The organism is Acidovorax sp. GW458-11-26-14-TSB4 (assembly GCF_059423865.1).
In genome coordinates this window covers 471,904-497,784 of record NZ_JBWKYR010000001.1, presented here as the reverse complement: position 1 = coordinate 497,784, position 25,881 = coordinate 471,904, and the positions used below count along the sequence as shown (strand labels likewise).

The 25,881-nt window shown below is 68.1% G+C and carries 23 protein-coding genes; 18 read left to right on the top strand and 5 right to left on the bottom strand.

All coding sequences use genetic code 11. From position 1 onward, the window contains the following. Positions 1-9: 9 nt before the first annotated feature. Both AC07X5_RS02350 and AC07X5_RS02345 read right to left on the bottom strand, forming a co-directional pair. Positions 10-1,596 carry an ABC transporter substrate-binding protein gene (locus AC07X5_RS02350; protein ID WP_494768912.1) on the bottom strand — a complete coding sequence of 529 codons (1,587 nt, stop codon included), beginning with the start codon at positions 1,594-1,596 and terminating at the stop codon, positions 10-12. A 158-nt stretch (positions 1,597-1,754) separates the two neighbouring features. Continuing rightward, positions 1,755-2,264, bottom strand: coding sequence for a BON domain-containing protein (locus tag AC07X5_RS02345; RefSeq protein WP_494768911.1), 510 nt, complete (start codon positions 2,262-2,264; stop codon positions 1,755-1,757). 156 nt (positions 2,265-2,420) lie between these two features. On the opposite strand from AC07X5_RS02345, the gene AC07X5_RS02340 reads away from it, so the two are divergent. From AC07X5_RS02340 to AC07X5_RS02305, 8 genes are all read left to right on the top strand, one after another. Then, a complete protein-coding gene (locus tag AC07X5_RS02340) occupies positions 2,421-3,479 on the top strand; it encodes a ligase-associated DNA damage response exonuclease (RefSeq protein ID WP_494768910.1) in 1,059 nt (352 codons plus the stop codon). After that, positions 3,476-5,185 carry an ATP-dependent DNA ligase gene (locus tag AC07X5_RS02335; protein ID WP_494768909.1) on the top strand — a complete coding sequence of 570 codons (1,710 nt, stop codon included), beginning with the start codon at positions 3,476-3,478 and terminating at the stop codon, positions 5,183-5,185. The genes AC07X5_RS02340 and AC07X5_RS02335 overlap by 4 nt, the downstream gene beginning before the upstream one ends. Next, the gene (locus AC07X5_RS02330; protein ID WP_494768908.1) at positions 5,182-7,773 is read left to right on the top strand and encodes a ligase-associated DNA damage response DEXH box helicase; all 2,592 of its coding nucleotides are present in this window, start codon (positions 5,182-5,184) and stop codon (positions 7,771-7,773) included. The genes AC07X5_RS02335 and AC07X5_RS02330 overlap by 4 nt, the downstream gene beginning before the upstream one ends. 63 nt (positions 7,774-7,836) lie before the next feature. Continuing rightward, positions 7,837-8,880, top strand: coding sequence for a PDDEXK nuclease domain-containing protein (locus tag AC07X5_RS02325; protein WP_494768907.1), 1,044 nt, complete (start codon positions 7,837-7,839; stop codon positions 8,878-8,880). 2 nt (positions 8,881-8,882) lie between these two features. Next, positions 8,883-9,596, top strand: a complete 714-nt coding sequence (gene pdeM / locus AC07X5_RS02320; protein ID WP_494769444.1) for a ligase-associated DNA damage response endonuclease PdeM — start codon at positions 8,883-8,885, stop codon at positions 9,594-9,596. Positions 9,597-9,636: 40 nt separating this feature from the next. Further along, a complete protein-coding gene (locus AC07X5_RS02315) occupies positions 9,637-10,125 on the top strand; it encodes a hypothetical protein (protein ID WP_494768906.1) in 489 nt (162 codons plus the stop codon). A gap of 5 nt (positions 10,126-10,130) precedes the next feature. Further along, a complete protein-coding gene (locus tag AC07X5_RS02310) occupies positions 10,131-10,622 on the top strand; it encodes a tetratricopeptide repeat protein (RefSeq protein ID WP_494768905.1) in 492 nt (163 codons plus the stop codon). 295 nt (positions 10,623-10,917) lie between these two features. Continuing rightward, the gene (locus AC07X5_RS02305) at positions 10,918-13,155 is read left to right on the top strand and encodes an NADP-dependent isocitrate dehydrogenase (protein ID WP_494768904.1); all 2,238 of its coding nucleotides are present in this window, start codon (positions 10,918-10,920) and stop codon (positions 13,153-13,155) included. 64 nt (positions 13,156-13,219) lie between these two features. Here the strand turns inward: AC07X5_RS02305 and AC07X5_RS02300 are convergent, their stop codons facing one another. Next, on the bottom strand, positions 13,220-14,620 hold the full coding sequence (locus tag AC07X5_RS02300) for a hypothetical protein (protein ID WP_494768903.1): 1,401 nt from the start codon (positions 14,618-14,620) through the stop codon (positions 13,220-13,222). A 284-nt stretch (positions 14,621-14,904) separates the two neighbouring features. Here AC07X5_RS02300 and AC07X5_RS02295 point away from each other — a divergent pair, with 284 nt between their 5' ends. The 6 genes from AC07X5_RS02295 to AC07X5_RS02270 all read left to right on the top strand — a co-directional run bounded on the left by AC07X5_RS02295 (position 14,905) and on the right by AC07X5_RS02270 (position 20,485). Further along, positions 14,905-15,555, top strand: coding sequence for a TetR/AcrR family transcriptional regulator (locus AC07X5_RS02295; protein WP_409961577.1), 651 nt, complete (start codon positions 14,905-14,907; stop codon positions 15,553-15,555). A gap of 15 nt (positions 15,556-15,570) precedes the next feature. Then, positions 15,571-15,903 (top strand): hypothetical protein, encoded by a 333-nt coding sequence (locus tag AC07X5_RS02290; RefSeq protein ID WP_494768902.1) that lies wholly within the window; start codon positions 15,571-15,573, stop codon positions 15,901-15,903. Between the two features lie 196 nt (positions 15,904-16,099). Next, positions 16,100-17,092 carry a tripartite tricarboxylate transporter substrate binding protein gene (locus AC07X5_RS02285; protein WP_145694214.1) on the top strand — a complete coding sequence of 331 codons (993 nt, stop codon included), beginning with the start codon at positions 16,100-16,102 and terminating at the stop codon, positions 17,090-17,092. Between the two features lie 102 nt (positions 17,093-17,194). Then, a complete protein-coding gene (locus AC07X5_RS02280) occupies positions 17,195-18,358 on the top strand; it encodes a Gfo/Idh/MocA family protein (RefSeq protein ID WP_409961575.1) in 1,164 nt (387 codons plus the stop codon). A 31-nt stretch (positions 18,359-18,389) separates the two neighbouring features. Continuing rightward, positions 18,390-19,601 (top strand): dihydrodipicolinate synthase family protein, encoded by a 1,212-nt coding sequence (locus tag AC07X5_RS02275; protein ID WP_494768901.1) that lies wholly within the window; start codon positions 18,390-18,392, stop codon positions 19,599-19,601. 5 nt (positions 19,602-19,606) lie between these two features. Then, positions 19,607-20,485: a sugar phosphate isomerase/epimerase family protein gene (locus AC07X5_RS02270; RefSeq protein WP_494768900.1), complete on the top strand. Its 879-nt coding sequence runs from the start codon at positions 19,607-19,609 to the stop codon at positions 20,483-20,485. Between the two features lie 34 nt (positions 20,486-20,519). On the opposite strand, the gene AC07X5_RS02265 is transcribed toward AC07X5_RS02270, so the two are convergent. Beyond that, a complete protein-coding gene (locus tag AC07X5_RS02265) occupies positions 20,520-21,770 on the bottom strand; it encodes an MFS transporter (RefSeq protein WP_409961573.1) in 1,251 nt (416 codons plus the stop codon). Positions 21,771-21,868: 98 nt separating this feature from the next. Between AC07X5_RS02265 and AC07X5_RS02260 the strand changes: the two genes are divergently transcribed. Beyond that, complete coding sequence (locus AC07X5_RS02260) at positions 21,869-22,708, top strand: AraC family transcriptional regulator (protein WP_409961572.1); 840 nt, start codon at positions 21,869-21,871, stop codon at positions 22,706-22,708. Between the two features lie 107 nt (positions 22,709-22,815). Then, positions 22,816-23,409 (top strand): hypothetical protein, encoded by a 594-nt coding sequence (locus AC07X5_RS02255; RefSeq protein WP_494768899.1) that lies wholly within the window; start codon positions 22,816-22,818, stop codon positions 23,407-23,409. Between the two features lie 57 nt (positions 23,410-23,466). Here AC07X5_RS02255 and AC07X5_RS02250 read toward each other — a convergent pair whose 3' ends face one another. Next, positions 23,467-23,868, bottom strand: a complete 402-nt coding sequence (locus tag AC07X5_RS02250; protein ID WP_494768898.1) for a tautomerase family protein — start codon at positions 23,866-23,868, stop codon at positions 23,467-23,469. Positions 23,869-23,985: 117 nt separating this feature from the next. Here AC07X5_RS02250 and AC07X5_RS02245 point away from each other — a divergent pair, with 117 nt between their 5' ends. Next, entirely contained in the window at positions 23,986-24,891 is a 906-nt protein-coding gene (locus AC07X5_RS02245) for a LysR substrate-binding domain-containing protein (protein WP_494768897.1), read from the top strand. A gap of 128 nt (positions 24,892-25,019) precedes the next feature. After that, on the top strand, positions 25,020-25,652 hold the full coding sequence (locus AC07X5_RS02240) for a flavin reductase family protein (RefSeq protein WP_494768896.1): 633 nt from the start codon (positions 25,020-25,022) through the stop codon (positions 25,650-25,652). Positions 25,653-25,881: the final 229 nt, after the last annotated feature.

The following is a 25,881-nucleotide window of genomic DNA, read 5'->3' as shown; positions in this document are numbered from 1 at the left end:
CGCTGCGCTTCAGTTCACCTTGATCAAACGCCAGTCGATGCGGTTGTCAGGGCGCTGGACGAGTTCGACGTTCTTCTTCATCGCCCAGGCCAGCATCTGGTTGTGCAGGGGGATGTTGGCCACGGTGTCGTTCTGCAGCTGCAGCCCTTCGGTCAGCAGGCGGTTGCGCACAGGCTGGTCGATCTCGGTCTTCACGCGGTCCACGACGTAATCCATGCGTTCGTTGCTGTAGCGGCCCAGGTTGTAATTGCCATCACCGCCCGTGGTCTTGGTGCGCGTGAGCGACTGCAGGGTGTACAGCGCGTCGAAGGTCGGCACGCCCCAGCTGAGCAGGGTGATGCTGGCTTCATGCCGCTGGGCCATGGGGTAGTAGGTGACCGAAGGCATGGTGCGCAGCTTGGCCTTGACGCCCACGCGCGCCCACATCGAGGTGATGGCCTGGCACAGGTTCTCGTCCTGGATGATGGAGTTGTTGCTGCAGGCGAAATCGACCTCGAAGCCGTCCTTGTAGCCGGCGTCGGCCAGCAACGCCCGGGCGGCATTGGCGTCGTAGGGCAGGCGCTTGTCCACCGCCTCCGTCCAGCCGTTGACCAGCGGCGAGACCATGGCGCCCGTGGGCTTGGACATGCCGCGCATGGTCACGCGCTGCAGGGTGGCCACGTCGATGGCCTGGTACAGCGCCTTGCGCACGCGCAGGTCCTTGAGCGGGTTCTTGCCCTTGACGCTGCTGCCCGGCAGTTCATCGCGGAACTGGTCCAGCGCCAGGTAGACGGTGCGGTTCTCGACCATCTCCATCACCTTGAGATTGGGATTGGCCTTGAGCCGCTCCAGGTCCTGCAGGTTGGCTTCGCGCACCATGTCGACCTCGCCCGAGAGCAGGGCCGCGATGCGCGTGGCCTCGGACTTGATGGGGGTGTAGACGATCTCGGTCACGTTGCCCTCGGCCTTGCCCGCATTCCACCACAGGGGGTTGGCGGCGAACACCAGCTTCTGGTCAGGCACCCACTCCTTGAGCACGAAGGGGCCGGTGCCCATGGCGTTGCGGTGCGAGTAGGTCTCGTCCTTGGACTTGATGTCCTTGGGTTCGAGGGAGTTGTTCTTCTCGGACCAGGCCTTGCTCATCACGCGCAGCTCGGTCAGCTGGTTGAGCAGCACCGGGTTGGGGTTCTTCAGAAAGATGTCGATGGTCTCGCCATCGACCTTGGCGATGCGGTCCATGCCCTGGGTGTAGATGGCATAGGTGGAGGTCTTGCTCATCGCGCGCTGCAGCGAAAACACCACGTCGTCGGCCGTCATGGTCGAGCCGTCGCTGAACTTCACGCCCTGGCGCAGCTTCACGCGCAGCTGCGTGGGGCTGACCTGCTGCCACGAGGTGGCCAGCAGCGGCTCGACCTTGAGCGTGCGGCTGTTGAACATCACCAGCGACTCGTACACCGCCGCATGGATGCCATTGCCCAGGGCGCTGTTCTGCGAGTGGACGTCCATGGTCTGGATGTCGGTGGAGCCCGCCCACTTGAACGGTTTTGCCGAAACGGTGGGGGCGATGGCTGCCAGGGCCAGGGTGGCGGCCGCGAGCAGTGTGTGCTTGAAGTGCATGGGGGTTTCCTTTGCAAGACAGGAGTGTTCGGAAGAATCGGCAATATGCAGCAGGACGGGCGCGCGCAAAAGCCCCCGTCCGGGCAGTGTGGTTCCGCAGCGCAATTGCGCGTCATGGCGGATTGCGCAAATGCCCTAACTGCGGTATCTACCAGTACCTACCTGGCAAGGGGGTAGCGCGCCGCGCTCCGCTCGGTTCCCACCTGCAACAGGTTGACCACGCCCATCACGTCGTCCACCAACTCCACGGCCTTTTCCAGCGCCCGCGCCTGCTCGGCCGACTGCACGCAGCCCATCAGCGTGACCAGGCGCCGCTCGCCCAGCACCCAGACGCTGGTGTCGTCAAAACGCCCGTCCTCGCGGATGTAGCGCTGCACGCGCGGGATGATCTCGGCGTCGTAGAGGTAGGAATTGGGCAGCCGGCAGCGCCCCACGCGGTGGCAGCTGCCGCCATGCTGCGAGCGCACATGTGCCAGCTCGCGCACCTCGGCCTCTGTGTAGAGCGGGCCCTCGGGCACGGGGCAGCCGGGCATGGCAGAGGTGACCCGCAGGAAGGGGTCGTTGAAGGCGTTGGTGCGGGTGTCCTGCGACTGGGCAGGCAGCGCTGCGGACAGCAGCCCGGCAAGCGCCAGCGCGCGGACTGCCAACAAGGGCAACGAAAGGGGCATGGGGACACCTCATCGGGTTCTGGCGCCATCTTAGCCAGGGCTTCACTCCCCACCAAGCGCCTTGCAGCAGCCTTGTAGGACACGGCTGCGATTTGCGGCCTGTGCCCCTGCCAGCCCGCCCTCACCGCTTAGGATGGACAGCACACCCACCTGCCCATGTCCAGCGATCTCATCATCCACCGCCCCGAAGGCCTGTACTGCCCGGCCGGCAATTTCTACATCGACCCCTGGCGGCCGGTGGAGCGGGCCGTGATCACGCATGCGCACTCGGACCATGCACGCATGGGCTCGGCGCACTACCTGGCGCACAAAGACAGCGAGGGCACGCTGCGCAACCGGTTGGGCGCGGACATCGCCCTGCAGACGCTGGCCTATGGCGAGGTGATCGACCACCACGGCGTGCGCCTGTCGCTGCACCCGGCCGGGCATGTGCTGGGCTCGGCCCAGGTGCGGGTGGAGCACGGCGGCCAGGTGTGGGTGGCCTCGGGCGACTACAAGCTCGAAGACGATGGCACCTGCCCGCCGTTCGAGCCGGTGCGCTGCCATACCTTCATCACCGAGTCGACCTTCGGCCTGCCGATCTACCGCTGGCCCTCGCAGCCCGCGCTGTTCGCCGACATCAACGCCTGGTGGGCCGCGAATGCGGCGGCGGGCAAGGCCAGCGTGCTGTACGCGTACGCCTTCGGCAAGGCGCAGCGCCTGCTGCACGGGGTGGACGCAGGCATCGGCCCCATCGTCGTGCATGGCGCGGTGGACCCGCTCAACGCGGTGTACCGCGCAGCCGGCGTGGCGCTGCCGCCCACGGTGCGCGTGACGGACCCGGGAGTGACCAAGGCCGGGCTGCGCCAGTCGCTGGTGCTGGCACCGCCCTCGGCCGCGGGCACGCCCTGGCTCAAGCGCTTTGGCGAGCATTCCGACGCCTTCGCCAGCGGCTGGATGCTGGTGCGCGGGGCGCGCCGGCGCCGCGGCGTGGACCGGGGCTTCGTGATGAGCGACCACGCGGACTGGCCCAGCCTGCAGAAGGCCATCGGCGCCACGGGCGCCGAGCGCATCATCGTGACCCATGGCAGCACCGAGGTGATGGTGCGCTGGCTGTGCGAGCAAGGGCTGGATGCCCAGGTGTTCGCGACCGAATACGGTGCCGACGACAACGAGGACGATGCAGGTGCTGCTGTACCCCAGGCACAGGGAGACCCACCCGAGGCTGCGGCATGAGAGCCTTTGCGGCGCTGTTCCAGGCGCTCGATTCCACCACCGCGCAGTCGGCCAAGCTGGCGGCGCTGGTGGCCTACCTGCGCGTGGCGGCGCCGGCCGATGCAGCCTGGGCCACCTATTTCCTGGCGGGCGGCAAGCCGCGCCAGATGGTGCCCACCAAGCGGCTGAAGGCCCTGGCGCAGGAGGCGGCGGGCCTGCCCGAGTGGCTGTTCGAGGAAAGCTACCAGGCCGTGGGCGACCTGGCCGAAACACTGGCCCTGCTGCTGCCGCCCCCGGTGCAGCCGGTGGACCTGCCGCTCGCCGAATGGATGGCGCAATTGCTGCCCCTGCGCGCCCTGCCGCCCGACGAGGCCGATGCCCGCCTGCGCACGCAGTGGGACATGCTGGCGCCGGAGCAGCGTTTTGTGTACTTCAAGCTCATCACCGGCAACTTCCGCGTGGGGGTGTCGCGCCTGCAGGTGACCCAGGCGCTGGCCACGGTGAGCGCGCTGGACCCCAAGCGCATCGCCCACCGGTTGATGGGCTACACGCAGATCGGCCGGCAGCCGCAGGCGGGCGACTACAGCGCGCTGGTCGCGCCCGTGGACGAAGCCGCGGATGGCGAGGCTGGGGGTGCGGGCGATGCCGGCATGGCGGGCCAGCCCTACCCCTTCTTCCTGGCCCACCCGTTCAGCCAGCCCGTGTCCGAGATGCCTGCGCTGCTGGGCACGCCCGATGGCTGGCTGGTGGAATGGAAGTGGGACGGCATCCGCGCGCAGATCGTGCGCCGCGCGGGCGAGGTCTGGGTCTGGTCGCGCGGCGAGGAACTGGTGACAGACCGCTTTCCAGAACTGGCCGAGGCCGCGCTGGCGGCCCTGCCCGACGGCTCGGTGGTCGATGGCGAAATCCTGGTGTGGCTGCCCGGCGAGACACAGCCCCGCCCCTTTGCCGACCTGCAAAAGCGCCTGGGCCGCAAGACCCTGGGCCCGAAGCTGCTGCGCGAACTGCCCGTGGTGCTGGTGGCCTACGACCTGCTGGAGCATGCGGGCCAGGACCTGCGCCAGGAGCCACAGCAGGCCCGCCGCGCAATGCTGGAAACAGTGCTGCAGCCGCCCGACGCTATCGCAGAGCCTGCAGCCCCGCCCGCCCTGCGGCTGAGCGCCCTGCTGCACGGCGCCGACTGGCCGGACCTGGCGCGCCAGCGCGAGGCCGCGCGCGGCATGGGCACCGAGGGCTTCATGCTCAAGAATCGCCAAGCGCACTACGGTGTGGGCCGCACCAAGGATGTGGGCGTGTGGTGGAAGTGGAAGATCGACCCCATGAGCGTGGACGCCGTGCTCATCTACGCCCAGCGCGGCCACGGCCGGCGCGCGAGCCTGTACACCGACTACACCTTTGCCGTGTGGACCGGGCCGCAGGACGACCCGGACCGGCAGCTGGTGCCCTTTGCCAAGGCCTATTCGGGCCTGACGGATGCCGAGATCGCGCAGGTGGACGCCATCGTCCGCAAGACCACGCGCGAAAGCTTCGGGCCCGTGCGCAGCGTGGATGCAAGCATGGTCTTCGAGCTCGGCTTCGAAGGCATCGGCAGGAGCCCGCGCCACAAGAGCGGCATCGCCGTGCGTTTTCCACGCATGCTGCGCTGGCGCCAGGACAAGACGGTGGCCGAGGCTGACACCCTGCAGACGCTGATGGCGCTTCTGCCTGGGCAGGACGCAGCCGCATGAGCACGGCTCGGCGTTCGCGCAAGACGGCACCATCGGGCGCGGCAGCGGCCTGGATGGCCACGCGCGGCTGGCAGCCTTTCGCTTTCCAGCACGAGGTATGGCAGGCGCTGGGCGAAGGCCGCTCCGGACTGTTGCATGCCACCACGGGTGCGGGCAAGACCTATGCCGTGTGGCTGGGCGCGCTGCAGCACCTGGCCCGGGCCGGCACTGCCGTGGTGCCGGTGGAAGCCACGCTGCAGGCCCGCCGCGCGGCCGCTGCGCCGCTCACGGTGCTGTGGATCACCCCCATGCGCGCCCTGGCGGCTGACACGCTGCGTGCGCTGCAAGCGCCTCTGCCGGACATGGCGCCGACCTGGACCAGCGGCCTGCGTACCGGCGACACCGCCAGCGGCGAACGCGCCGCGCAGGACCGCCGCCTGCCCACGCTGCTGGTGACCACACCCGAAAGCGTCTCGCTGCTGCTGGCACGCGCCGATGCGCAGGAACGCCTGCGCCATGTGCAACTGGTGGTGGTGGACGAGTGGCACGAACTGGTGGGCAACAAGCGCGGCGTGCAGGCGCAGCTGGCACTGGCGCGCCTGTCGGGCTGGAACCCGGCGCTGCAGGTCTGGGGCATGTCGGCCACACTGGGCAATCTGCGGGAGGCGCTGGATACCCTGCTGCCCCGCTCGGCACCGGAAGTGCCCACGGCACCACCGGCCGTGCTGGTGCAGGGCCGCATCGACAAGGCGCTGCAGGTGGACGTGATGCTGCCGCCCAAGGTGGACCGCTTTGCCTGGGCTGGCCACATGGGCCTGGCGTTGCTGCCGCAGGTGGTGCAGTCCATAGCGGCCTGCGCATCGACCCTGGTGTTCACCAACACGCGATCACAGGCCGAGCGCTGGTACCAGGCGCTGCTGGAGGCGCGGCCCGACTGGGCCGGCACGCTGGCGCTGCACCACGGCTCGCTGGGCCAGGAAGTGCGCGCCTGGGTGGAGAATGGGCTCAAGGCCGGCCTGCTCAAGGCGGTGGTCTGCACGTCGAGCCTGGACCTGGGCGTGGACTTTCTGCCCGTGGAACAGGTGCTGCAGATCGGCTCGGCCAAGGGCGTGGGGCGGCTGGTGCAGCGCGCGGGCCGATCCGGCCATGCGCCGGGGCGCACCTCCAGCATCACGCTGGTGCCCACGCACAGCCTGGAGCTGGTGGAGGCGGCCGCCGCGCGCCATGCGCTGGCGCTGGGCCGCATCGAAGACCGGCACACGCCGCGTGCGCCGCTCGATGTGCTGGTGCAGCACCTGGTGACCGTGGCGCTGGGTGGCGGCTTCCTGCCCGAGGCGCTGCTGGCCGAGGTGCGCCGCGCGCCGGCCTATGCCGCGCTGGCCGACAACGACTGGCAGTGGGCCCTGCAGTTCGTGCGCCAGGGCGGCGCCTCGCTGGCCAGCTACCCCGATTTCCACCGTGTGGTGCCCGACGAGGCCGGCGTATGGCGCGTGCCCGATGCGCGGCTGGCGCGCCGCCATCGCAGCAACATCGGCACCATCGTCAGCGACGCCAGCATGCAGGTGCAGTTCGTGAGCGGCGGGCGCCTGGGCTCTGTGGAAGAAAGCTTCATCGCGCGGCTGCGCAAGGGCGATGTGTTCCTGTTCGCAGGCCGCCTGCTGGAGCTGGTGCGCACCCAGCAGATGACGGCCTACGTGCGCGTGGCGCCCCGCGGCAGCGCGGCGCTGCCGCGCTGGAACGGCGGGCGCATGCCGCTGTCGAACACGCTGGCCGACGCCATGCTGGAAATGCTGGAGCAGGCCGAGCGCGGCGTCTACGCCTCGCCCGAGATGCAGTGCGCCCGCCCCCTGCTGGCCGTGCAGGAGGCCTGGTCCGCCCTGCCCACCCCGGGCCACCTGGTGGCCGAGACCCTGCACACCCGCGAGGGCTGGCACCTGTACCTGTACCCGCTGGCGGGGCGCCTGGTGCACCTGGGCCTGGCCGGCCTGCTGGCCTGGCGCGCGTCGCAGCAGGTGCCCAATACCTTCTCCATCGCCGTCAACGACTATGGGCTGGAGCTTTTGTCGGCCAAGCCCATCGACTGGGCGATGCTGCTGCCGCGCATCCTGGGCGAGGGCACGCCCACCACCATCGGCAGCGGGCTCGAAGAGGAGGTGCTGGCCAGCCTCAACGCCACCGAGATGGCGCGCCGGCGCTTTCGCGAGATCGCGCGCATCGCCGGCCTGATCTTCCAGAGCCACCCGGGCGAGCAGCGCAGCAGCCGGCAGCTGCAGGCCTCGTCCTCCCTGTACTACGACGTGTTCGCCCAGTACGACCCCGGCAACCTGCTGCTGGCCCAGGCCCGCGCCGAACTGCTGGCCAACGAGCTGGACATGGAGCGCCTGGCGCGCACCCTGCGCGGCATGCAGGCGCAGACCCTGTCCATCCATGCGCTCACGCGCCCCACCCCATTCGCCCTGCCCTTGATGGTGGAACGTTTTCGCGAGCGCCTGAGCACCGAGACCCTGGCCGACCGGCTGGCGCGCATGGTGCAGGCGCTGGAGAAGGCCGCCGATGAGACACCGGGTCTGGGCCCCGCAACAGCCCGCAGCAAGCGGGCACGAACCTAGAATGGTGACAACCTCCCACGGCTGAATGCCCGCCTGCGGCCCTCGCAAGTTACGACACAACCAATGCCCGACATCCTGCCTCTGCCCGTGGACTACGCGGCCTGGCTGGCCGATCTCAAAGGCCGCATCCACAGCGCCCAGCAACGCGCCACGCTGGCCGTCAACCGGGAGCTGGTGGTGCTGTACTGGCAGATCGGGCAGGACATCCTTGCCCGGCAGACGCGGGAAGGCTGGGGTGCCAAGGTCATCGACCGGCTGGCCCACGACCTGCGCACCGCGTTCCCCGACATGAAGGGCTTTTCGCCGCGCAACCTCAAGTACATGCGCGCCTTTGCCGAGGCCTGGCCTGAGCAGGAATTTGTGCAAGAGGTGCTTGCACAATTGCCCTGGTACCACCAGTTGGCCCTGCTGGACAAGCTGCAAGGTGCGGACGCCCGCAGATGGTATGCCGCCAAGGCACTGGAGCATGGCTGGTCGCGCAACGTGCTGGTGATCCAGATCGAGCGCCAGCTGATGGAGCGCAGCGGCAGCGCGGTGACCAATTTCACGGCCCGTTTGCCAGCGCCCCAGTCCGATCTGGCGCGCGAATCGCTGAAGGACCCGTACCGGCTGGATTTTCTCGGCCTGGGCGAGGATGCGCAGGAGCGCAGCATCGAGGACGCCATCGACCAGCACATCACACGCTTTCTGATCGAACTCGGTGCTGGCTTCGCTTACGTGGGCCGCCAGGTGCACATCGAGGTCGGAGGCGACGATTTCTTCATCGACCTGCTTTTCTACCACCTCAAACTGCGCTGCTATGTGGTCATCGAGCTCAAGGCCGGCCCCTTCAAGCCCGAGCATGCGGGCCAGTTGGGCTTTTACCTGAGCGCAGTCGATTCGCAGATGAAGAGCGAGCACGACAATCCCACCATCGGCCTGCTGCTGTGCAAAAGCAGGAACAAGGTGGTGGCGGAATACGCGCTGCGCGATTCGAGCAAACCCATCGGCGTCGCGGAGTACCAGTTGCTGGAAGCCCTGCCTCCAGACCTGCAAGGCAACCTGCCCAGCATCGAGGCCTTGGAGAAAACCCTGGAATCCGCTCCGGAAGGCACCGGCACCCCTTGATCCTGCAGGCCCCGCCCCCAGGCGCCCATGCCATCACCCTGCCTGGCGGCACCGTGCTGTGGCTGCTGCCCCAGCGCGCGGTGGTCTGGCCCGCCGCGCGCATGGCTTTCGTGGCCGACGTGCACTTCGGCAAGGCCGCCACCTTCCGCCGCGCCGGCCAGCCCGTGCCGCACGGCACCACGGCCGACAACCTGGCCCGGCTCGACGCGGTACTGGACACCACGGGCGCGCAGCACCTGGTCTTCCTGGGCGATTTTTTGCACGCACGCAGCGGCGCCGACGAACCGCTGTGGGCCCAGCTGCTGCCTTGGCGTGAGCGCCACGCCGACATCCGCATGAGCCTGGTGCGCGGCAACCACGACCTGCATGCGGGCGACCCACCGGCGGCCCTCGCCATCGCCCTGGCCGACGAACCCTGGCAACCGGCGGACGGCGCCGAGGTGCGGGCCTGCCACCACCCCTCGACCGTTGCCGGCGCCACCGTGCTGGCGGGCCACCTGCACCCCACGGTGACCCTGTACGGCCTGGCCCGCGATGCCGCGCGCCTGCCCTGCTTCGCCTTCACGCCGGGGCTGCTGGTGCTGCCGGCGTTCGGGGCGTTCACCGGTACGTCGAGCCAGTCGATCGCGCCACAGGCGCGGCGGTTTGCGGTGGTGGGGGATCGGGTGGTGGCTGTTCCCTTGCAGACCGAACGCAGGATACATCCCAACGGGTAGGGACAAGCGGCTGCAAGGGACGCTACCATGGCTCTCCAACATGGCAATAGAGCATCTCTTCACCGCTGAAGACGGCCACCTCGATTTCAAAGGCTATCTGCGCTACCTGGCTTCGATCCAGGCGCGGTTGCCGATGCACGTGTTTGCCTTCGCATCCGATTCGTCTCACTACGATCTACATTCCCGCAGTTCATTGCACGATGCGTGGCTGCAGTCGCTGACCATTGGAGAAACGGCACAAGGTGAACGGCAGGAGGTCCGTCGCACGGAAATCCGGCTGTTGCTCCTGGGGCCCAACCACGATCGGCAGATCCACCTGCATTACCGCGGGGTGGAGGCATATTCTTTCCGGAGCCCGGCAAGGCACGGCGAGCCGCGCTACGTGCACACCGCCCACGGAGACCTGCTGACCCACGCGGTCTGGGTAAACGCCGCGGGCCTGGTGGTGCATGACATCGTGTTTGAGCGCGGGACGACACTGCGGATCGAATGCACGGACATTCAGCACACGCAGGAGCTCATGGAGTAACGGCCATGCATGTTTTGGAAGAACAGGCCCACCAAGCATGGGATACAGGCGATCTGCCTCGCGCGTTCCAATTGTTCCTGTCCTGCGTACGCCAGGGGGATTCGGGCGCCATGTTCGGTTTGGGCTATTTTTACGACGAGGGCCTGGGCACACCCCGCAGCAAGTACCAAGCAAGATTCTGGTATCGCAAAGCCCGGCACGCAGGGGATTTCGTAGCGGCCAGTAATTTGGCCATTCTGTTCCGGGAGCGCCACGCCCATCGCAGCGCTTTCCATTGGTTCCACAAGGCGGCCCTGGACGGTGACGGCGACGCCTGGGTCGAAATGGCGAAATATCACCTGGAAGGCCGGGGAACGCCCGTCTCCAAAGCCAGCGCCCGAGATTGCCTCAGGCGGGCGATCCGCTCCCGGTTCATCACACCTGCCGGGCGTGAAGAGGCCCAGTCCCTGCTGCGCACGCAGGGCGTCATGCTGAGCCTGAGCTACCGCCGACCTTGAGATCGCTCAAGCATCGCTGGTCAGCAGGCGGCCAAAAATCCCCTGGCAGGTAGCCCTTGTGCCAATGAGGCTTTTCGGTCTCGCAGCCGCCCGATTTCCACCCGAAACCGCTTTCGCTATAGGCAACGCATTAAAAAATTGCGTCTACCCGCCAATAAATTTTGCATAGTGGAATTCGATTGCAAAAACCGACGCCCGATAAAGCGCCAAAAGACGAGAATGCGAGAGCATTCGCGTTTGGCCCCTGCCATACCCCGGCAAAGGGCATTTACACACTCGTTTCGTGAGACAAGCCATGACGACCCAGCAACCGACCATCATCTACACCCTGACCGACGAGGCGCCTCGCCTGGCCACGGCTTCTTTCCTGCCCATCATCCGCACCTTCGCGGCGCCGGCCGGCATCAACGTGGCGGAGTCCGACATCTCCGTGGCCGCCCGCGTGCTGGGCGAGTTCCCCGAGTTCCTGAAGGAAGAGCAACGCGCTCCCAACACCCTGGCCGAGCTGGGCAAGAAGACGCTGCAGCCCGACGCCAACATCATCAAGCTGCCCAACATCAGCGCCTCTGTGTCGCAGCTCAAGGCGGCCATCGTCGAGCTGCAGGGCAAGGGCTACGCACTGCCCGACTACCCGGACCAGCCCAAGGACGACAAGGAAAAAGAGATCAAGGCGCGCTACGGCAAGTGCATCGGCTCTGCGGTGAACCCCGTGCTGCGCGAAGGCAACTCCGACCGCCGCGCACCGGCCGCCGTGAAGAACTACGCGCGCAAGAACCCCCATTCGATGGGTGAATGGAGCCAGGCATCGCGCAGCCACGTCTCGCACATGCACCACGGCGACTTCTACCACGGCGAAAAGTCCATGACGCTGGACCGCGCCCGCGAAGTGAAGATGGAGCTGATCACCAAGAGCGGCAAGACCATTGTCTTGAAGCCCAAGGTCGCGCTGCTCGACCGCGAGGTGATCGACAGCATGTTCATGAGCAAGAAGGCGCTGCTGGAGTTCTACGAGAAGGAAATCGAAGACGCGCGCAAGACCGGCGTGATGTTCTCGCTGCACGTGAAGGCCACGATGATGAAGGTGTCCCACCCCATCGTGTTCGGCCACTGCGTGCGCATCTTCTACAAGGACGCGTTCGCCAAGCACGCCAAGACGTTCGACGAGCTGGGTGTGAACGTGAACAACGGCATGGTCGACCTGTACGCCAAGATCGAGACGCTGCCCCAAAGCCAGCGCGACGAGATCAAGCGCGACCTGCACGCCTGCCACGAGAACCGCCCCGAGCTGGCCATGGTCGACTCGGCCAAGGGCATCACCAACTTCCACTCCCCCAACGACATCATCGTGGACGCGTCCATGCCCGCGATGATCCGCAACAGCGGCAAGATGTGGGACGCCAACGGCCGGCTCAAGGACGTGAAGGCCGTGATGCCCGAGTCGACCTTCGCCCGCATCTACCAGGAGATCATCAACTTCTGCAAATGGCACGGCGCCTTCGACCCCAGGACCATGGGCACGGTGCCCAACGTGGGCCTGATGGCCCAGCAGGCCGAAGAGTACGGCTCGCACGACAAGACCTTCGAGATCGCCGAAGACGGCGTGGCCAACATCACCGACCTGGCGACCGGCGAAGTGCTGCTGTCCCAGAACGTGGAAGCCGGCGACATCTGGCGCATGTGCCAGGTCAAGGACGCCGCGATCCGCGACTGGGTCAAGCTGGCCGTCACGCGCGCCCGCAACTCCGGCATGCCCGTCGTGTTCTGGCTCGACTCGTACCGTCCGCACGAGGCGCAGCTGATCACCAAGGTCAAGATGTACCTGCACGAGCACAACACCACCGGCCTCGATATCCAGATCATGAGCCAGGTGCGTGCCATGCGCTACACCCTGGAGCGCGTGATCCGCGGCCTGGACACCATCAGCGCCACCGGCAACATCCTGCGCGACTACCTGACCGATCTGTTCCCCATCATGGAACTGGGCACCTCGGCCAAGATGCTGTCCATCGTTCCGCTGATGGCCGGTGGCGGCATGTACGAAACGGGTGCCGGCGGCTCGGCCCCCAAGCACGTGCAGCAGCTGGTGGAAGAAAACCACCTGCGCTGGGATTCGCTGGGTGAGTTCCTGGCGCTGGCCGTGTCGTTCGAAGACCTCGGCATCAAGACCGGCAACGCCAAGGCCAAGGTCCTGGCCAAGACGCTGGACGCGGCCACGGGCAAGCTCCTGGACAACAACAAGAACCCCTCGCCCAAGACCGGCCAGCTGGACAACCGCGGCAGCCAGTTCTATCTGGCCCTGTACTGGGCCCAGGAACTGGCCGCGCAGACGGACGACAAGGACCTGGCCGCGCACTTCGCTCCACTGGCCAAGGAACTGTCGGCCAAGGAAGAGACCATCGTGGCCGAACTGGCTGCCGTGCAGGGCCAGCCCGCCGACATCGGCGGCTACTACCAGCCCGACGTGGCCAAGCTCGACAAGGTGATGCGCCCCAGCGAGACGCTGAACAAGGCGCTGGCTGCTGCGGCCGCCTGATCCTTTCGGCACCCAGAATGCAAAGGCCCCGCATCGCGGGGCCTTTTTTTATTTTGCGGGGAATTCAGGGGCGGTCCCGGTCCACCACACGGCTGTTCAGGGGTTTGGGCACATAGGCCGGCAGGAAGGCGCAGCCCTTGCCGAACTTGGCTTCGTTGGCCGGGCACTGCTGGGCAATGCCATCGGGCGTGGGCTTGGCGCCCTCGTCCACCCAGCGCAGCAGCGCGGTCATCAGCGTGGGGTAGGTCGGGTCACTGAGGTAGCTGTGGGTGTTGTGCTGGGTGAAGGTCTGCACCAGGCGGGCGCCGCTGCCGGCGCGATCCATGGTGCCCTTGAAGAAGGCGTCCAGTTCGACAAAGGCCGTCGGGTCGTCCACGCCCTTGACGGTGAGCACCGGCACGTCGATGCGGCCCGTGGGGTCGGTATCCTCGGCGAAGCGGGCCAGGGCCTGCGGGTCGGCCTTGTAGCGCAGCACGGCGGCGTTCAGCGCCGCATCGTCGGGCGAGCCGGTGTAGCGTGCACCCATGTTGCCGAAGGGGCTGGCGTCGCCCGTGCGCAAGTGCACCACGTCGCGGTAGTGGAAGGTGCCCCAGTTCAGGTGGCTCTGGATGGAACTGGCAGGGATGCGGATCACGTCGACGATGGTTTTCACCTTGCGCTGCTGCTCGGGCGTGCGCTGTGCGGCCGGCTTGTCCAGGCCCAGGCACTCGTTGACCCGGGCCGTGAGCTCGGCGCCCGTCATCTTGGCGCTGGCCGGCAGGCCGATGTTCAGCGGGTACTGCGCCTCGTTGGGCAGCGGGTGGTTGTTGCACAGGTGCTGGTAGACCACACGCAGGTCGGTGCGGAAGTCGTACGAACGGCTGCCGCCGGCCAGCAGCCCGCTGGTGAGCAGCACCGCGTCATAAGGCCGGGGGCTGACCGCGCCGTGGCCGAACATGTCGGCGCCCATGGCGGCTACGCTGGCGCCCCAGGACTGGCCGTGCAGGATGGTGCGGCGCGGCTGGGCCACCTGCGACACGAAGATGCGGCGCAGGCGCTCCGTGTCCTCGGCCGCGGCGCGCACGGCCACGCCGCCCTGGCGAAAGGTGCTGCCGGCCCAGGCATAGCCGGCACGGACCATGATGGACCAGCGCTCCAGATCCTCGACCGCGCGCTCGGGCTTGGGCGCGCCCAGCGTGGGGCCGCCGTGCGAGTGCATGACCAGCACCTGGTTCCACTGGTTCGGCATGGCGATGAGGTAGTAGGCGCCGGCCGAGTCCTGGCCCGACAGGCAGCGCGCAATCGCTTCGATGTCCTTGGGGCAGGCCGTGGCGACGGGGGCCGCCTCCTTGCTGGCCGGCACGGCGGTGCCGACCCCTGCGGCGGGCGGGTTCTTCATCGGAGCACAGGCGGCCAGCAGGCCTGCGGCCAGGGCAGGCACGGACAGGCGCAACGCGGGCGCGAGGAATGCGGACAGGGAGTGCATGGGCAATTCGTCTCCGGGGTGTGTTGTGTGGTTCTGGGCAAGCGCAGGCAACAAGGGCCGTGGCGCATCGTAGAAAGCAGCCCGCGCCCCGTCAAATAGCCTGCACAGGGCAGCTCCATACGCTGCGCATATGGACCTGCGCAAGCCGGGGGCCCGGCCTCGCGCTCGCTATAGTCCTCCGTTCCCGCGAAAAGCTTTCGCCACACCGTGCACCGCCGCCACAAAACCCGTCCCTGGTCGCTGCAGGATTGGATTTTGTTAACCATTTAGTGAATTATTCGGGCATGAGCAAAGACACCGAGACCACCGCCCCCGAGCGCCAGCGGGACGCAGACCGATCCCAGGGGGCGATCCTGTCCGCGGCGCGCGACGAGTTTGCCGAGCACGGCCTGGGCGGTGCCCGCGTGGACCGCATCGCCGAGCGCGCCGGCCTGAACAAGCGGCTGATCTACTACTACTTCGCGGACAAGGAAACCCTGTTCCAGGCCGTGCTGGAGCAGGCCTACCGGCACATCCGCGAGGAGGAGCGCAAGCTCAACCTGCTGGAGCTCGAGCCCGCCACCGCGATCCGCCGGCTGGTGGAGTTCACCTGGGTGTACTACCTGGAGAATCCGCAGTTCCTGACCCTGCTCAACAGTGCCAACCTGCACAAGGCGCGCCACCTGCAGGAGTCGCAGCGCGCACGCGAGATGAACTCGCCGCTGATCGCCATGCTGGGCGAGGTGCTGGAGCGCGGCCGGCGCGAAGGGAGCTTTCGCGGTGGGGTGGACCCGCTGCAGCTGTACGTGTCGATTGCCGGGCTGTCGTACTTCTACCTGTCGAACAACCACACCCTGTCGGCCATCTTCGGGCGCGACCTGATGACCCCCAAGGCCCGCAACGAGCGGCTCACGCACATGTGCGATGTGATCCTGGGCTATGTGCTGAAGGGCTGAGGGAAACTACGCTCCATGTACATCGCAACGCTCCTGCTTTTCGTCATCGCACCCGCAGCCATGGCCGCCTTTCTCCTCTGGCGCGCCTACCAAATGGGCACCGGCAAGCGTGTCGAACTCACGCGCCAGTGGATTGTGCGCCCGCCCGAAGGGATAGAAGGCTGCGCGCGCCTGTTTGCATGGCGCGACCTGCTCTTTGCCGCAAGCCTGTTGCTTGCCCTCGGCCTGCTGCTCTGCCTTCCGCACTATGCCGCCGCATGGATCCCGCTCATGGCGCTCGGCGGCTTTGTGCACCAGGGCTTTACCGGGTATGCACTCGCCAGGCTGCGCAAGAAGCCGCCTCGCTGACCTGCAGCCGCAGCGCGCGCCCTTGGGTGCCGCGCACCGCTGCCCTCGGTCCCTGCCCCACCCGGCCCACGGGTAAATACCTAGCTCCATTGAACGCGTCTACGTTGACGCAGGCGCAGCAATGCCTAAAAATCTGCTCTATTCACCAATCAGTGAATTAAAGAGCAAGTCCAAGCCTGCCAACGGAGACAAATCCATGCCTTTCATCCGCACCACCCGCCGCGCTGCCGCCACCGCCCTGGCGGCAGCCACGCTCACGTCGCTGTCGTTCAGCGCCCTCGCGCAGGGCGGCTACCCCACCAAGCCCATCCGTGTGATCGTGCCCTTCGCGGCGGGCAGCACCACCGACATCATTGCGCGCGCCATCGCCGACAAGATGGGCCAGAGCATGGGCCAGTCGCTGGTGGTGGACAACCGCGGCGGCGCCAGCGGCACCATCGGCCAGCAGGCGGTGGCCACGGCCGCGCCCGACGGCTACACGGTGATGATCCATTCCTCCTCGCACACGGTGAGCCCGCTGACCTTTGCCAAGCTGCCTTTCGACACCACGGGCGACTTCGCGGGCGTGACGCCGATCTCCTCGCTGCCCAATGCGCTGGTGATCTCGCCCGCCAAGGGCATCAAGACGCTGCAGGACCTGGTGGCTTCGGCCAAGGCCAAGCCCGGCACGGTGAACTTCGCCTCGGCCGGCCAGGGCAGCGCCACGCACCTGAACGCCGAGAAGTTCAAGCTGGCCGCGAAGATCGATGCGACCAACATCCCTTTCAAGGGCTCGGCCGAGGCCGTGACCGAGGTGCTGTCGGGCCGCGTGGACTACTACTTCTCGCCCATCGCGCCCGTCATCGGCCAGATCAAGGACGGTCAGCTGCTGGCGCTGGCCGTGGGCTCGCCCAAGCGCGCCGCCGCCCTGCCCGACGTGCCCACCACGGCCGAGGCCGGCGTGCCGGGCTCGGAATTCAATTTCTGGATCGGCATGATGGTGCCGGCCAAGACGCCGCGCGACATCGTCAACCGCCTGCACGACGAGGTGGTCAAGGCGCTGGCCACGCCCGAGGTGAAGGAGCGCTTCCTCAAGCTCGGCGCCGATGCCTGGACGCTCAAGCCTGAGCAGTTCGACGCCTACATCAAGGACGAGATCAAGAACAACGCCGCGCTGGTCAAGGCAGCCGGCCTGCAGCCTACCCAGTAATTCCCTGCGCGCCGCACAGCAACGCCCGCCCCGCCATGGGGTGGCCAGGCCGCGCCTTTGCCCATTCCTTTTGCAACCTTTGAACTGAAACGGACCGACACCATGGCCACCCAACGACTCGGACTCATCATGCACGGCGTCACCGGCCGCATGGGCATGAACCAGCATCTGATCCGCTCCATCTGCGCCATCCGCGCGCAGGGCGGCGTGGTGCTCGGCAACGGCAACCGCGTGATGCCCGACCCCATCCTCATCGGCCGCAATGCCGAGAAGATGGAGGCCCTGGCCAAGGCCCACGGCATCGCGCGCTGGGGCACGGACCTCGATGCCGCGCTGGCCAACCCCGAGGACACCGTGTTCTTCGACGCCGGCACCACGCAGATGCGCCCCACCCTGCTGGCCAAGGCCATCCGCGCGGGCAAGCATGTGTACTGCGAGAAGCCCATCGCCACCAACCTGAACGAGGCGGTGGAGATCGCGCGCCTGGCCTCAGGCTCGGGCCTCAAGCACGGCGCAGTGCAGGACAAGCTATTCCTGCCCGGCCTGCGCAAGCTCGACATGCTGCGCCGCGCGGGCTTCTTTGGCCGCATGCTCAGCGTGCGCCTGGAGTTCGGCTACTGGGTCTTCGAGGGCGACCTGCAGCCCATCCAGCGCCCGAGCTGGAACTACCGCAGCGAAGACGGCGGCGGCATGATCCTGGACATGATGTGCCACTGGCGCTACGTGCTGGACAACCTGTTCGGCGAGGTGAAGTCCGTCTCGTGCATCGGCGCCACGCACATCCCGCAGCGCTGGGACGAGGCCGGCCAGCCCTACCAAGCCACGGCCGACGACGCGGCCTACGCCACCTGCGAACTCACGGGCCACAACGGCGAGCCGGTGATCGCGCAGCTCAACATGAGCTGGGCCACGCGCGTGCGCCGCGATGACCTGGTCACCTTCCATGTGGACGGCACCGACGGCTCGGCCGTGGCCGGCCTGTCGAGCTGCCGCGCGCAAAGCCGCGTGGCCACGCCGCGCCCGGTGTGGAACCCCGACGAGAAGCAGACCATGAACTTCTTCGACCAGTGGCAGGAGATCCCCGACTCGCAGGTCTACGACAACGGCTTCAAGATCCAGTGGGAACACTTCATCCGCCACGTGGTGGAAGACGCCCCCTACCAATGGACCCTGCCCGAAGGCGCCAAGGGCGTGCAACTGGTCGAGGCGGCGCTGGAAAGCTGGAAGGAACGCCGCTGGGTGGACGTAGCGCCCCTCAACGCCTGATCCATTTCTTACCCCATTTCCCGAGTTCACCATGGCCCTTCGCCTCTCCCTGCCCGCGGCCGACGGCCGCACCAGCCCCTATACCCTGCAAGGCCGCCCGCCGGTGGCTCCGCCCAAGGGGGCCGTGTTCAACCGCATCGCCTACTCGGCCGCCCATGTGGTGGCCAACCCGCTGGCCGCCATCGACCCGTGGCTGCAGTGCGCCGTGGACTGGGATGCGACCATCGCCTACCGCCACCGCCTGTGGTCGCTGGGCCTGGGCGTGGCCGAGGCCATGGACACCGCGCAGCGCGGCATGGGGCTGGACTGGCCGACCTCGCTGGAGCTGATCCGCCGCTCGCTCGACGCGGCGCGCGACTTCGGGCCGGGCGCGCTCGTGGCCTCGGGCTGCGGCACGGACCACCTGGTGCTGGAGGACGTGAAGTCGGTGGACGATGTGATCCGCGGCTACGAGGAGCAGATGGAGGCCATCGAAAAGCTGGGCGGCAAGCTCATCGTGATGGCCAGCCGCGCACTGGCCCGCGTGGCCAAGGGCCCGGCCGACTACGAGCGCGTGTACGACCGCATCCTTGCGCAGGCGCGCCAGCCCGTGGTGCTGCACTGGCTGGGCGACATGTTCGACCCGGCCCTGGCCGGTTACTGGGGTTCGCGCGATGTGGATGCGGCCATGGGCACAGCCCTGGCCGTGATCGCCGCGCACCCGGACAAGGTCGACGGCATCAAGATCTCGCTGCTCGACAAGGACAAGGAGGTCGCCATGCGCCGCCGCCTGCCCGCCACGGGCGGCACCGACGGCCAGGGCGTGCGCATGTACACAGGCGACGACTTCAACTACGCCGAACTCATCGCCGGTGACGGCGCCGGCGGCACGCCGCGCCAGGGCCAGAGCGATGCGCTGCTGGGCATCTTCGACGCCATCGCACCGGCCGCGAGCGCGGCGCTGGCAGCGCTGGCGGCGGGCGACATGGCGCGCTTCCACGCCATCCTGGGGCCCACGGTGCCGCTGTCGCGCCACATCTTCGCGGCGCCCACGCGCTTTTACAAGACGGGCGTGGTCTTCATGGCCTGGCTCAACGGCCACCAGAGCCACTTCACCATGGTGGGCGGGCAGCAGAGCACGCGCTCGCTGGTGCACTTCGCCGAGCTGTTCCGCCTGGCCGACCAGGCCGATCTGCTGGAGCAGCCCGAACTGGCCGTGCAGCGCATGGGCCACCTGCTCGCATTGCACGGCGTGGCCGCCTGAGCACCATGCGTGACTTCTCGCAAGACCACCGCTGGCTCTCGATCAACACCGCCACCGTGCGCAAGCAGCAGGGGGCGGAGGTGCCGCTGTCGCGCATCATCGACCAGTGCGCTGAACGCGGCATCCGCGCCATCAGCCCCTGGCGCGACCAGGTGGCAGCGGCCGGCCTGGACGCCACGGCGCGCCAGCTGCGCGCCCATGGCATGGCGCTGTCGGGCTACTGCCGGGGCGGCTTCTTCCCGGCGGCCGATGCGGCCGGCCTGCGCGCCGCGCTGGACGACAACCGCCGCGCCATCGACGAAGCCAAGACCCTGGACGCCGCCTGCCTGGTGCTGGTGGTGGGCGCCCTGCCCGGCGCGCTGGAGGGCACGCCGCACTACACCGACCTCGCCCGCGCACGCGGCGAGGTGTTCGACGGCATCGCCGCGTCGCTGGAATACGCACGGCAGGTGGGCATGCCCCTGGCCATTGAACCGCTGCACCCCATGCAGGCGGCCGACCGCGCCTGCATCAACACGCTGGAGCAGGCGCTGGACATCTGCGATGCGCTCGATGCGCAGAAGACCGGTGCGCTCGGCGTGGCCCTGGACGTGTACCACGTGTGGTGGGACCCCAAGCTGGAACAGCAGATCGCCCGCGCCGGCAAGGAACGCCTGCTGGCCTACCATGTGTGCGACTGGCGCCTGCCCACGCGTGACCTGCTCAGCGACCGCGGCATGATGGGCGACGGCGTGATCGAACTGAAGAAAATCCGCCAGTGGGTCGAGGCCGCGGGCTTCGAAGGCTATGCCGAGGTGGAGATCTTCTCGGCGCTGGACTGGTGGCAGCGCACCGGCGAGGACACGCTGGACACCTGCATTGCACGGCACCGCGCCGTGGTCTGATGTGCCGGGCGCTGCCCGGGACACTCTGCGCCAATCAGGCGGGAACCGGCGTCGCGGTGCGCCGCACGCGGCGCACATTGAAGGCACTGGCGATCAGCACGCCCTGCACGACGGCCAGACCGAGCAGCACGGCCGTGAAGCGGCCCTGGTCGAGCAGCACACCGAACAACAGCGGCGACAGCGCCTGGCCGATGTCCAGGCCCGAGTAGACAATGCCGTAGACCCGGCCCGTGGAGCCCTCGGGCGTGGAGCGCTTGACCAGCAGGTCGCGCGAGGGGCCGGCGATGCCGGCGCAAAAACCCATCACACCGAACATCACGGGTACGAGGGCCCCAGGCGGGTGCGCCAGGGCCAGGGCCACTGCCACGCAGGCGGCCAGGCCGAAGCCCACGCCCACGATGCGCTCGCAGCGGCTCGGGTCGGCGGCCAGGAAGCCACCCAGCACCATGCCGCCCGCGCTGGCCACCATGTAGACCGTGAGGCACATGGCCGCCAGGGCCACCGGCACAGCGTGCAGCTGGCGCGCGGCCTCGGGCGCAAAGGCCTGCACCACGTTGAGCGACACGGCGTAGAAAAAGAAGAACGCAAAGCACATCCACACGGCCGGAATGCGCAGGAAGGCAAAGTTGCCCTGCTGCCCTGCGGCCCCGGCCTTGGCAGTCGCTGCCGCAGGCACGGGCGGCAGTTCCAGCACACGGCGTTTGAACAGCAACAGCGCCAGCACGGCAAACGCCAGCACGCCGGCGCAGACCAGGGCCACGCGCCACGAGAAGGCGATCGCCAACGGCACCAGCATGGCCGGCGCCAGCGCCCAGCCCAGGCTGCCGGTGATGCCGTGCACGCTGTACGCATGGCCCAGGCGTGGCGCGCTCACGCGCCGGTTGAGCAGCGTGTAGTCCACCGGGTGGAACACGCCGTTGCCGATGCCCGCCAGCACCGAGAACGCGGCCAGCATGGCATAGCTGGTGCTGGCCGCAAAGCCGAACGCCGCCAGGCCCAGCAATGCCAGGCCGCCGAACAGGATGGGGCGCGGACCGAAGCGGTCGACCACGAAGCCCGAGCCCGCCTGCACGGCGCACGAGACCACGAAGAATATGGTCATGAGGAAGCCCAGTTCGGTATAGCCGACCTGGAAAGCGTCCTTGAGCCACGGGAACAGCGGAGCCAGCAGCAGCTGGCTGAAGTGGCTGATGAGGTGGGCGATGCCCACGAGGCCGATCACGCCCGCGTCGGCACGCAGGGGGACGGCAGCGGCAGGGCTGGCGGTGGGGTTGGCAGAAGTCATGGCGAAATCGTAATATCGCGCCTGGATTTCTGGAATGCGACGGAAAGACAGGTTTCAGCGAATTTGCGCCAACCCCGTACACAAAACCCACCCCCACCATGGCACGCACCAGCCACGCCGCCCCGCTCGGGGACATGGACCCCTTCGTGCCCACCCCGGCGCAGCCGGTGCGGGTGCGCGCGCGCAACATGCCGGCCGACACGCATTTCGAGCCGCACCGCCATGCCTGGGGGCAGCTGGCCTACTGCGCCAGCGGCGTGATCCAGGTCAGCGTGGTGGCCCCCGTTGCGCCCACGACGTACATCGTGCCGCCCTCGCGTGCGGTGTGGATCGCCCCCGGCGCCCTGCACGCCATTGCCGTGCTGGAGGCGGCGGCTTTTCGCACCCTGTACGTCGACCCCTCGGTGATTCCCGCCGACGGAGCCGTCTGCCGCGTGATGGCCGTGACGCCGCTGCTGCGCGAACTGGTGTCGGCCCTGGACCCCGTGGGCGGCCCGCCACCGGGACCTGCGCGTGAGGCGGCCTTGACCACCCTGGTGCTCGACGAGATCGGCCAGGCCGAAGTCCTGGCCCTGGGCGTGCCCCTGCCCGGGCCGGACAGCGACAAGCGCCTGCGCGCCCTGTGCCAGGCCGTGCTGGAGGCCCCCGGCCGCCATGCCACGCTGCATGACTGGGCCACCGACAGCGGCGCCAGCGAACGCACCCTGGCCCGGCTGTTCCAGGCGCAGTTCGGCATGGGCTTTGCGCCCTGGCGCAAGCAGGCGGTGCTGGCCCATGCCCTGCCCCGCCTGGCGCGCGGCGAATCGGTGACCGCCGTGGCCGCCGCCAGCGGCTACGCCAGCGAAAGCGCCTTCTCGGCCATGTTCAAGGCCGCCATGGGGCAGCCGCCGAGCTGGTTCATGGGCAGGAGCGATGCCCACGGGCCGCCTTCCGCGTGACCGCCAGTGCGCTTTGGGCAACCGCCGGGGCAGCAGGCGGTGCCCTACCATTCCGATGCGGCGATACTGGGAAGCTGCAACAACAGGTTTCAGGGGAGAGGGAAAGCATGATTCGACAGTTGTTCCTGGGCACGGCGGCCTGCCTGGCGCTGGCGGCCCCGGCGTGGGCCATCAACAAGTGCACGGGCCCGGATGGCAAGGTGTCCTTTCAGGATGCGCCCTGCGCCGGTGGGGGCAAGGGCGAGAAGGTCGAGGTCCGGCTGTCAAGCAGCGGCATCGGCACGGCAGCTCCCGCCGCCGCGGCCACCCCTGCCGCCAGCCCGGCTTCGGGCGCGTCGGCTGCGGCCCCCACAGCAAGCGCTCCGTCCACCCCTGCCACACCGGCCGCCGCCATGGCACCTGCCCCCAGAAAGGAAGGCGCCTTTGGCGAAACCTGGCGCCGCAAGACCGACCTGGAGCAGCGCCTGATCCGCGAAGCGCGCGGCGCCCTCAACGCCCAGACCCAGCGCTGCACCGCTGAGCAGACGCTCATGGCCGCCCGCCGCACGCAGGCCCGCACCAGTGGAGTCGTCGCCACATCCGAGCAGGCCCTCAACTCCGAAATGCAGGCGGCGGCCGCCGCCTGCGAGTTGCGTACACGCGAATTGCGCTCCAACCTGGAGGCACTGGAAAAAGAGCTCAGAGAACTGAGCAAGAAGTAGGGCCTGTTCACACTGATTTCGGGGTTGCGAGGGCCCTGGTTGGCCGCGCCGCCAGCACTACGCCCCCACCTGCTGCACCAGCGCCATGGCAAAGCGCCCATGGCCCACGGACCAGTCGGAATAGTCGTTCTCGTGCATGAAGATGAACACGTCGGCCGGGGCCACGTGCGCCATCTCCTGCAGGTTGCGCGCAATGGCGGCGTACAGCGCGCGCTTCATCGCATCGCTGCGGCCACGGCGCAGTGTGATTTCGACGACAACCACGGCATCCGACCGCGCCACGCCATTGAAGCTGCGGCTGAAGGCGAACTGCCCCGGGGCATAGCCGGTGACCATGTTGAACAGCTCGTCCTCGGGCATGCCGATGCCTTCGACCAGCGCTTGGTGGATGGCCTGCACGATGGCCTCGCGCGCTTCATCGGAGCTTGCCTGGGGCACATGGGTGTGGATGAAGGGCATCGGATATGTTCCTTTGAGTCAAATAAATGGGTTGGGAAAGCGCGAATTCTTCCCCCACGCATCCGACCAGAAAAGCGATTTATACGCCCACCCTATGTGATCTAGAATCACATAGAAATGAAGCCTCGCCTGCCCCCGCTGGGCGCCCTGCGCGCCTTCGAAGCCGCCGCCCGCCTGGGCCGCATGACGGCCGCGGCCGAGGAACTCTCGGTATCGCCCGGCGCCATCAGCCGCCAGGTGCGCCAGCTCGAAGAGCACCTGGGCCTGCCGCTGTTCGACGGTACCAAGGCCCGCCCCACCCTCACGGCCGCGGCGCGCACCTTGCAGCCCGTGCTGACCACGGCCTTCCAGCAGATCACGGACACGGTGCGCGCGCTGGGCGATGCCCACCAGGGGCCGCTCGATGTGGCCTGCTTCAGCACCTTCACGGTCAAGTGGCTGATCCCACGGCTGTTCGACTTCCACGCACAGCACCCGGGCATCGAGGTGCGCCTGCGCACCACCGACACCGGCACCGACGCCGCGCGCGAGGGCTGCGACCTGCTCATCACTGCCGAGGAGGCAGCAGGCGCGCTCCGCGATGGCCCCACCGCACAGCCCCTTTTCACCGAGCGCCTGGGCCCCGTGTTGTCCCCCGTACTGGCCGCACGCACGGGTGCGCTGCACACACCGGCCGACCTGGCCGGCCAGCCGCTGCTGCACACGCGCGCGCGGCGCAATGCCTGGGCCCTGTGGGCCGCCTCGACCGGCGCAGCCTGGCCCGAGGCGGTGGCCGCCGCCGGCCCCGTGTACGAGCACTACTACTTCACGCTGGAGGCTGCCGTGCGCGGCCTGGGCATTGCCATGGCCCCCTGGCACCTGGTGATGGACGACGTGCAGGCCGGGCGCCTGGTGGCGCCCATGGGGTTCAACGCCTCGGGCTATGAATACCTGGCGCTGCGACGCAGTGCGGCAGCCCACCCGCGCCTGGACGTGTTCTGCAGCTGGCTGCAGGCGCAGGCCAGGGCCATGCCGCCGTCCTGATCGCCGAACCACCGGCCCACAGGCCACAGACCGCCCATGCGCGCAGGGAGGCACTTCACCCTGTCCGTGCAAACACGTCGCGCTTCACGTATGGTGGCGGTTCCGCCTCTCCCACCCCGCTCCGCCCCATGGCCACACCCACCCCCGCCTCCATCCACAGCTACCAGCCGCGCCAAGGCCATGGCCTGCCGCACGACCCGTTCAATGCCATCGTCGGGCCACGCCCCATCGGCTGGATCTCGACGCAGAGCACCGCAGGCGCGCTGAACCTGGCGCCTTACAGTTTCTTCAACGCCTTCAACTACGTGCCGCCCATCGTGGGCTTTGCCAGCATCGGCTACAAGGACACGGTGCGCAATGTCGAGGAGACGGGCGAGTTCGTGTGGAACCTGGCCACGCGCAGCCTGGCCGAGGCCATGAACCAGAGCTGCGCCGCCGTGCCGCCCGAGGTCGACGAATTCCAGCTGGCGGGCCTCACGCCACTGGCCAGCACCCAGGTGGCGCCGCCGCGCGTGGCCGAGAGCCCCGTCACCTTCGAATGCCGGCGCACCCAGATCCTGCAGCTGCAGGGCGCCGATGGCGCACAGGTGCCGACCTGGCTGGTACTGGGCGAGGTGGTGGCGATCCACATCGACAAGGCGCTGCTCAAGGAGGGTATCTACGACACGGCCGCCGCGGGCCACATCCTGCGCGCAGGGGGCCCTGCCGACTACTTCACCGTGGGCCCCGAACAGCTCTTCAAGATGTACCGACCAAGATAGCGCACACCCCCTGAGTCGCTTCGCGCCTTCACCCCCTCTCGACCCGCTGCGCGGGTCGGGAGGGGGACGCTCCCAGCGCGGAGGGGCGGCCCTTGCGCGGGAGCACTGGCTTGAGCAAGCCGGTTTTCGCCTTCAACAGGCATGGGCGGGACTGCAGCCGAGATACGATTCTCCGTGGAAGCTGCAGCTGCTGGTTGCCGGCCGTTACAACTGCACCCGCCACGATGTA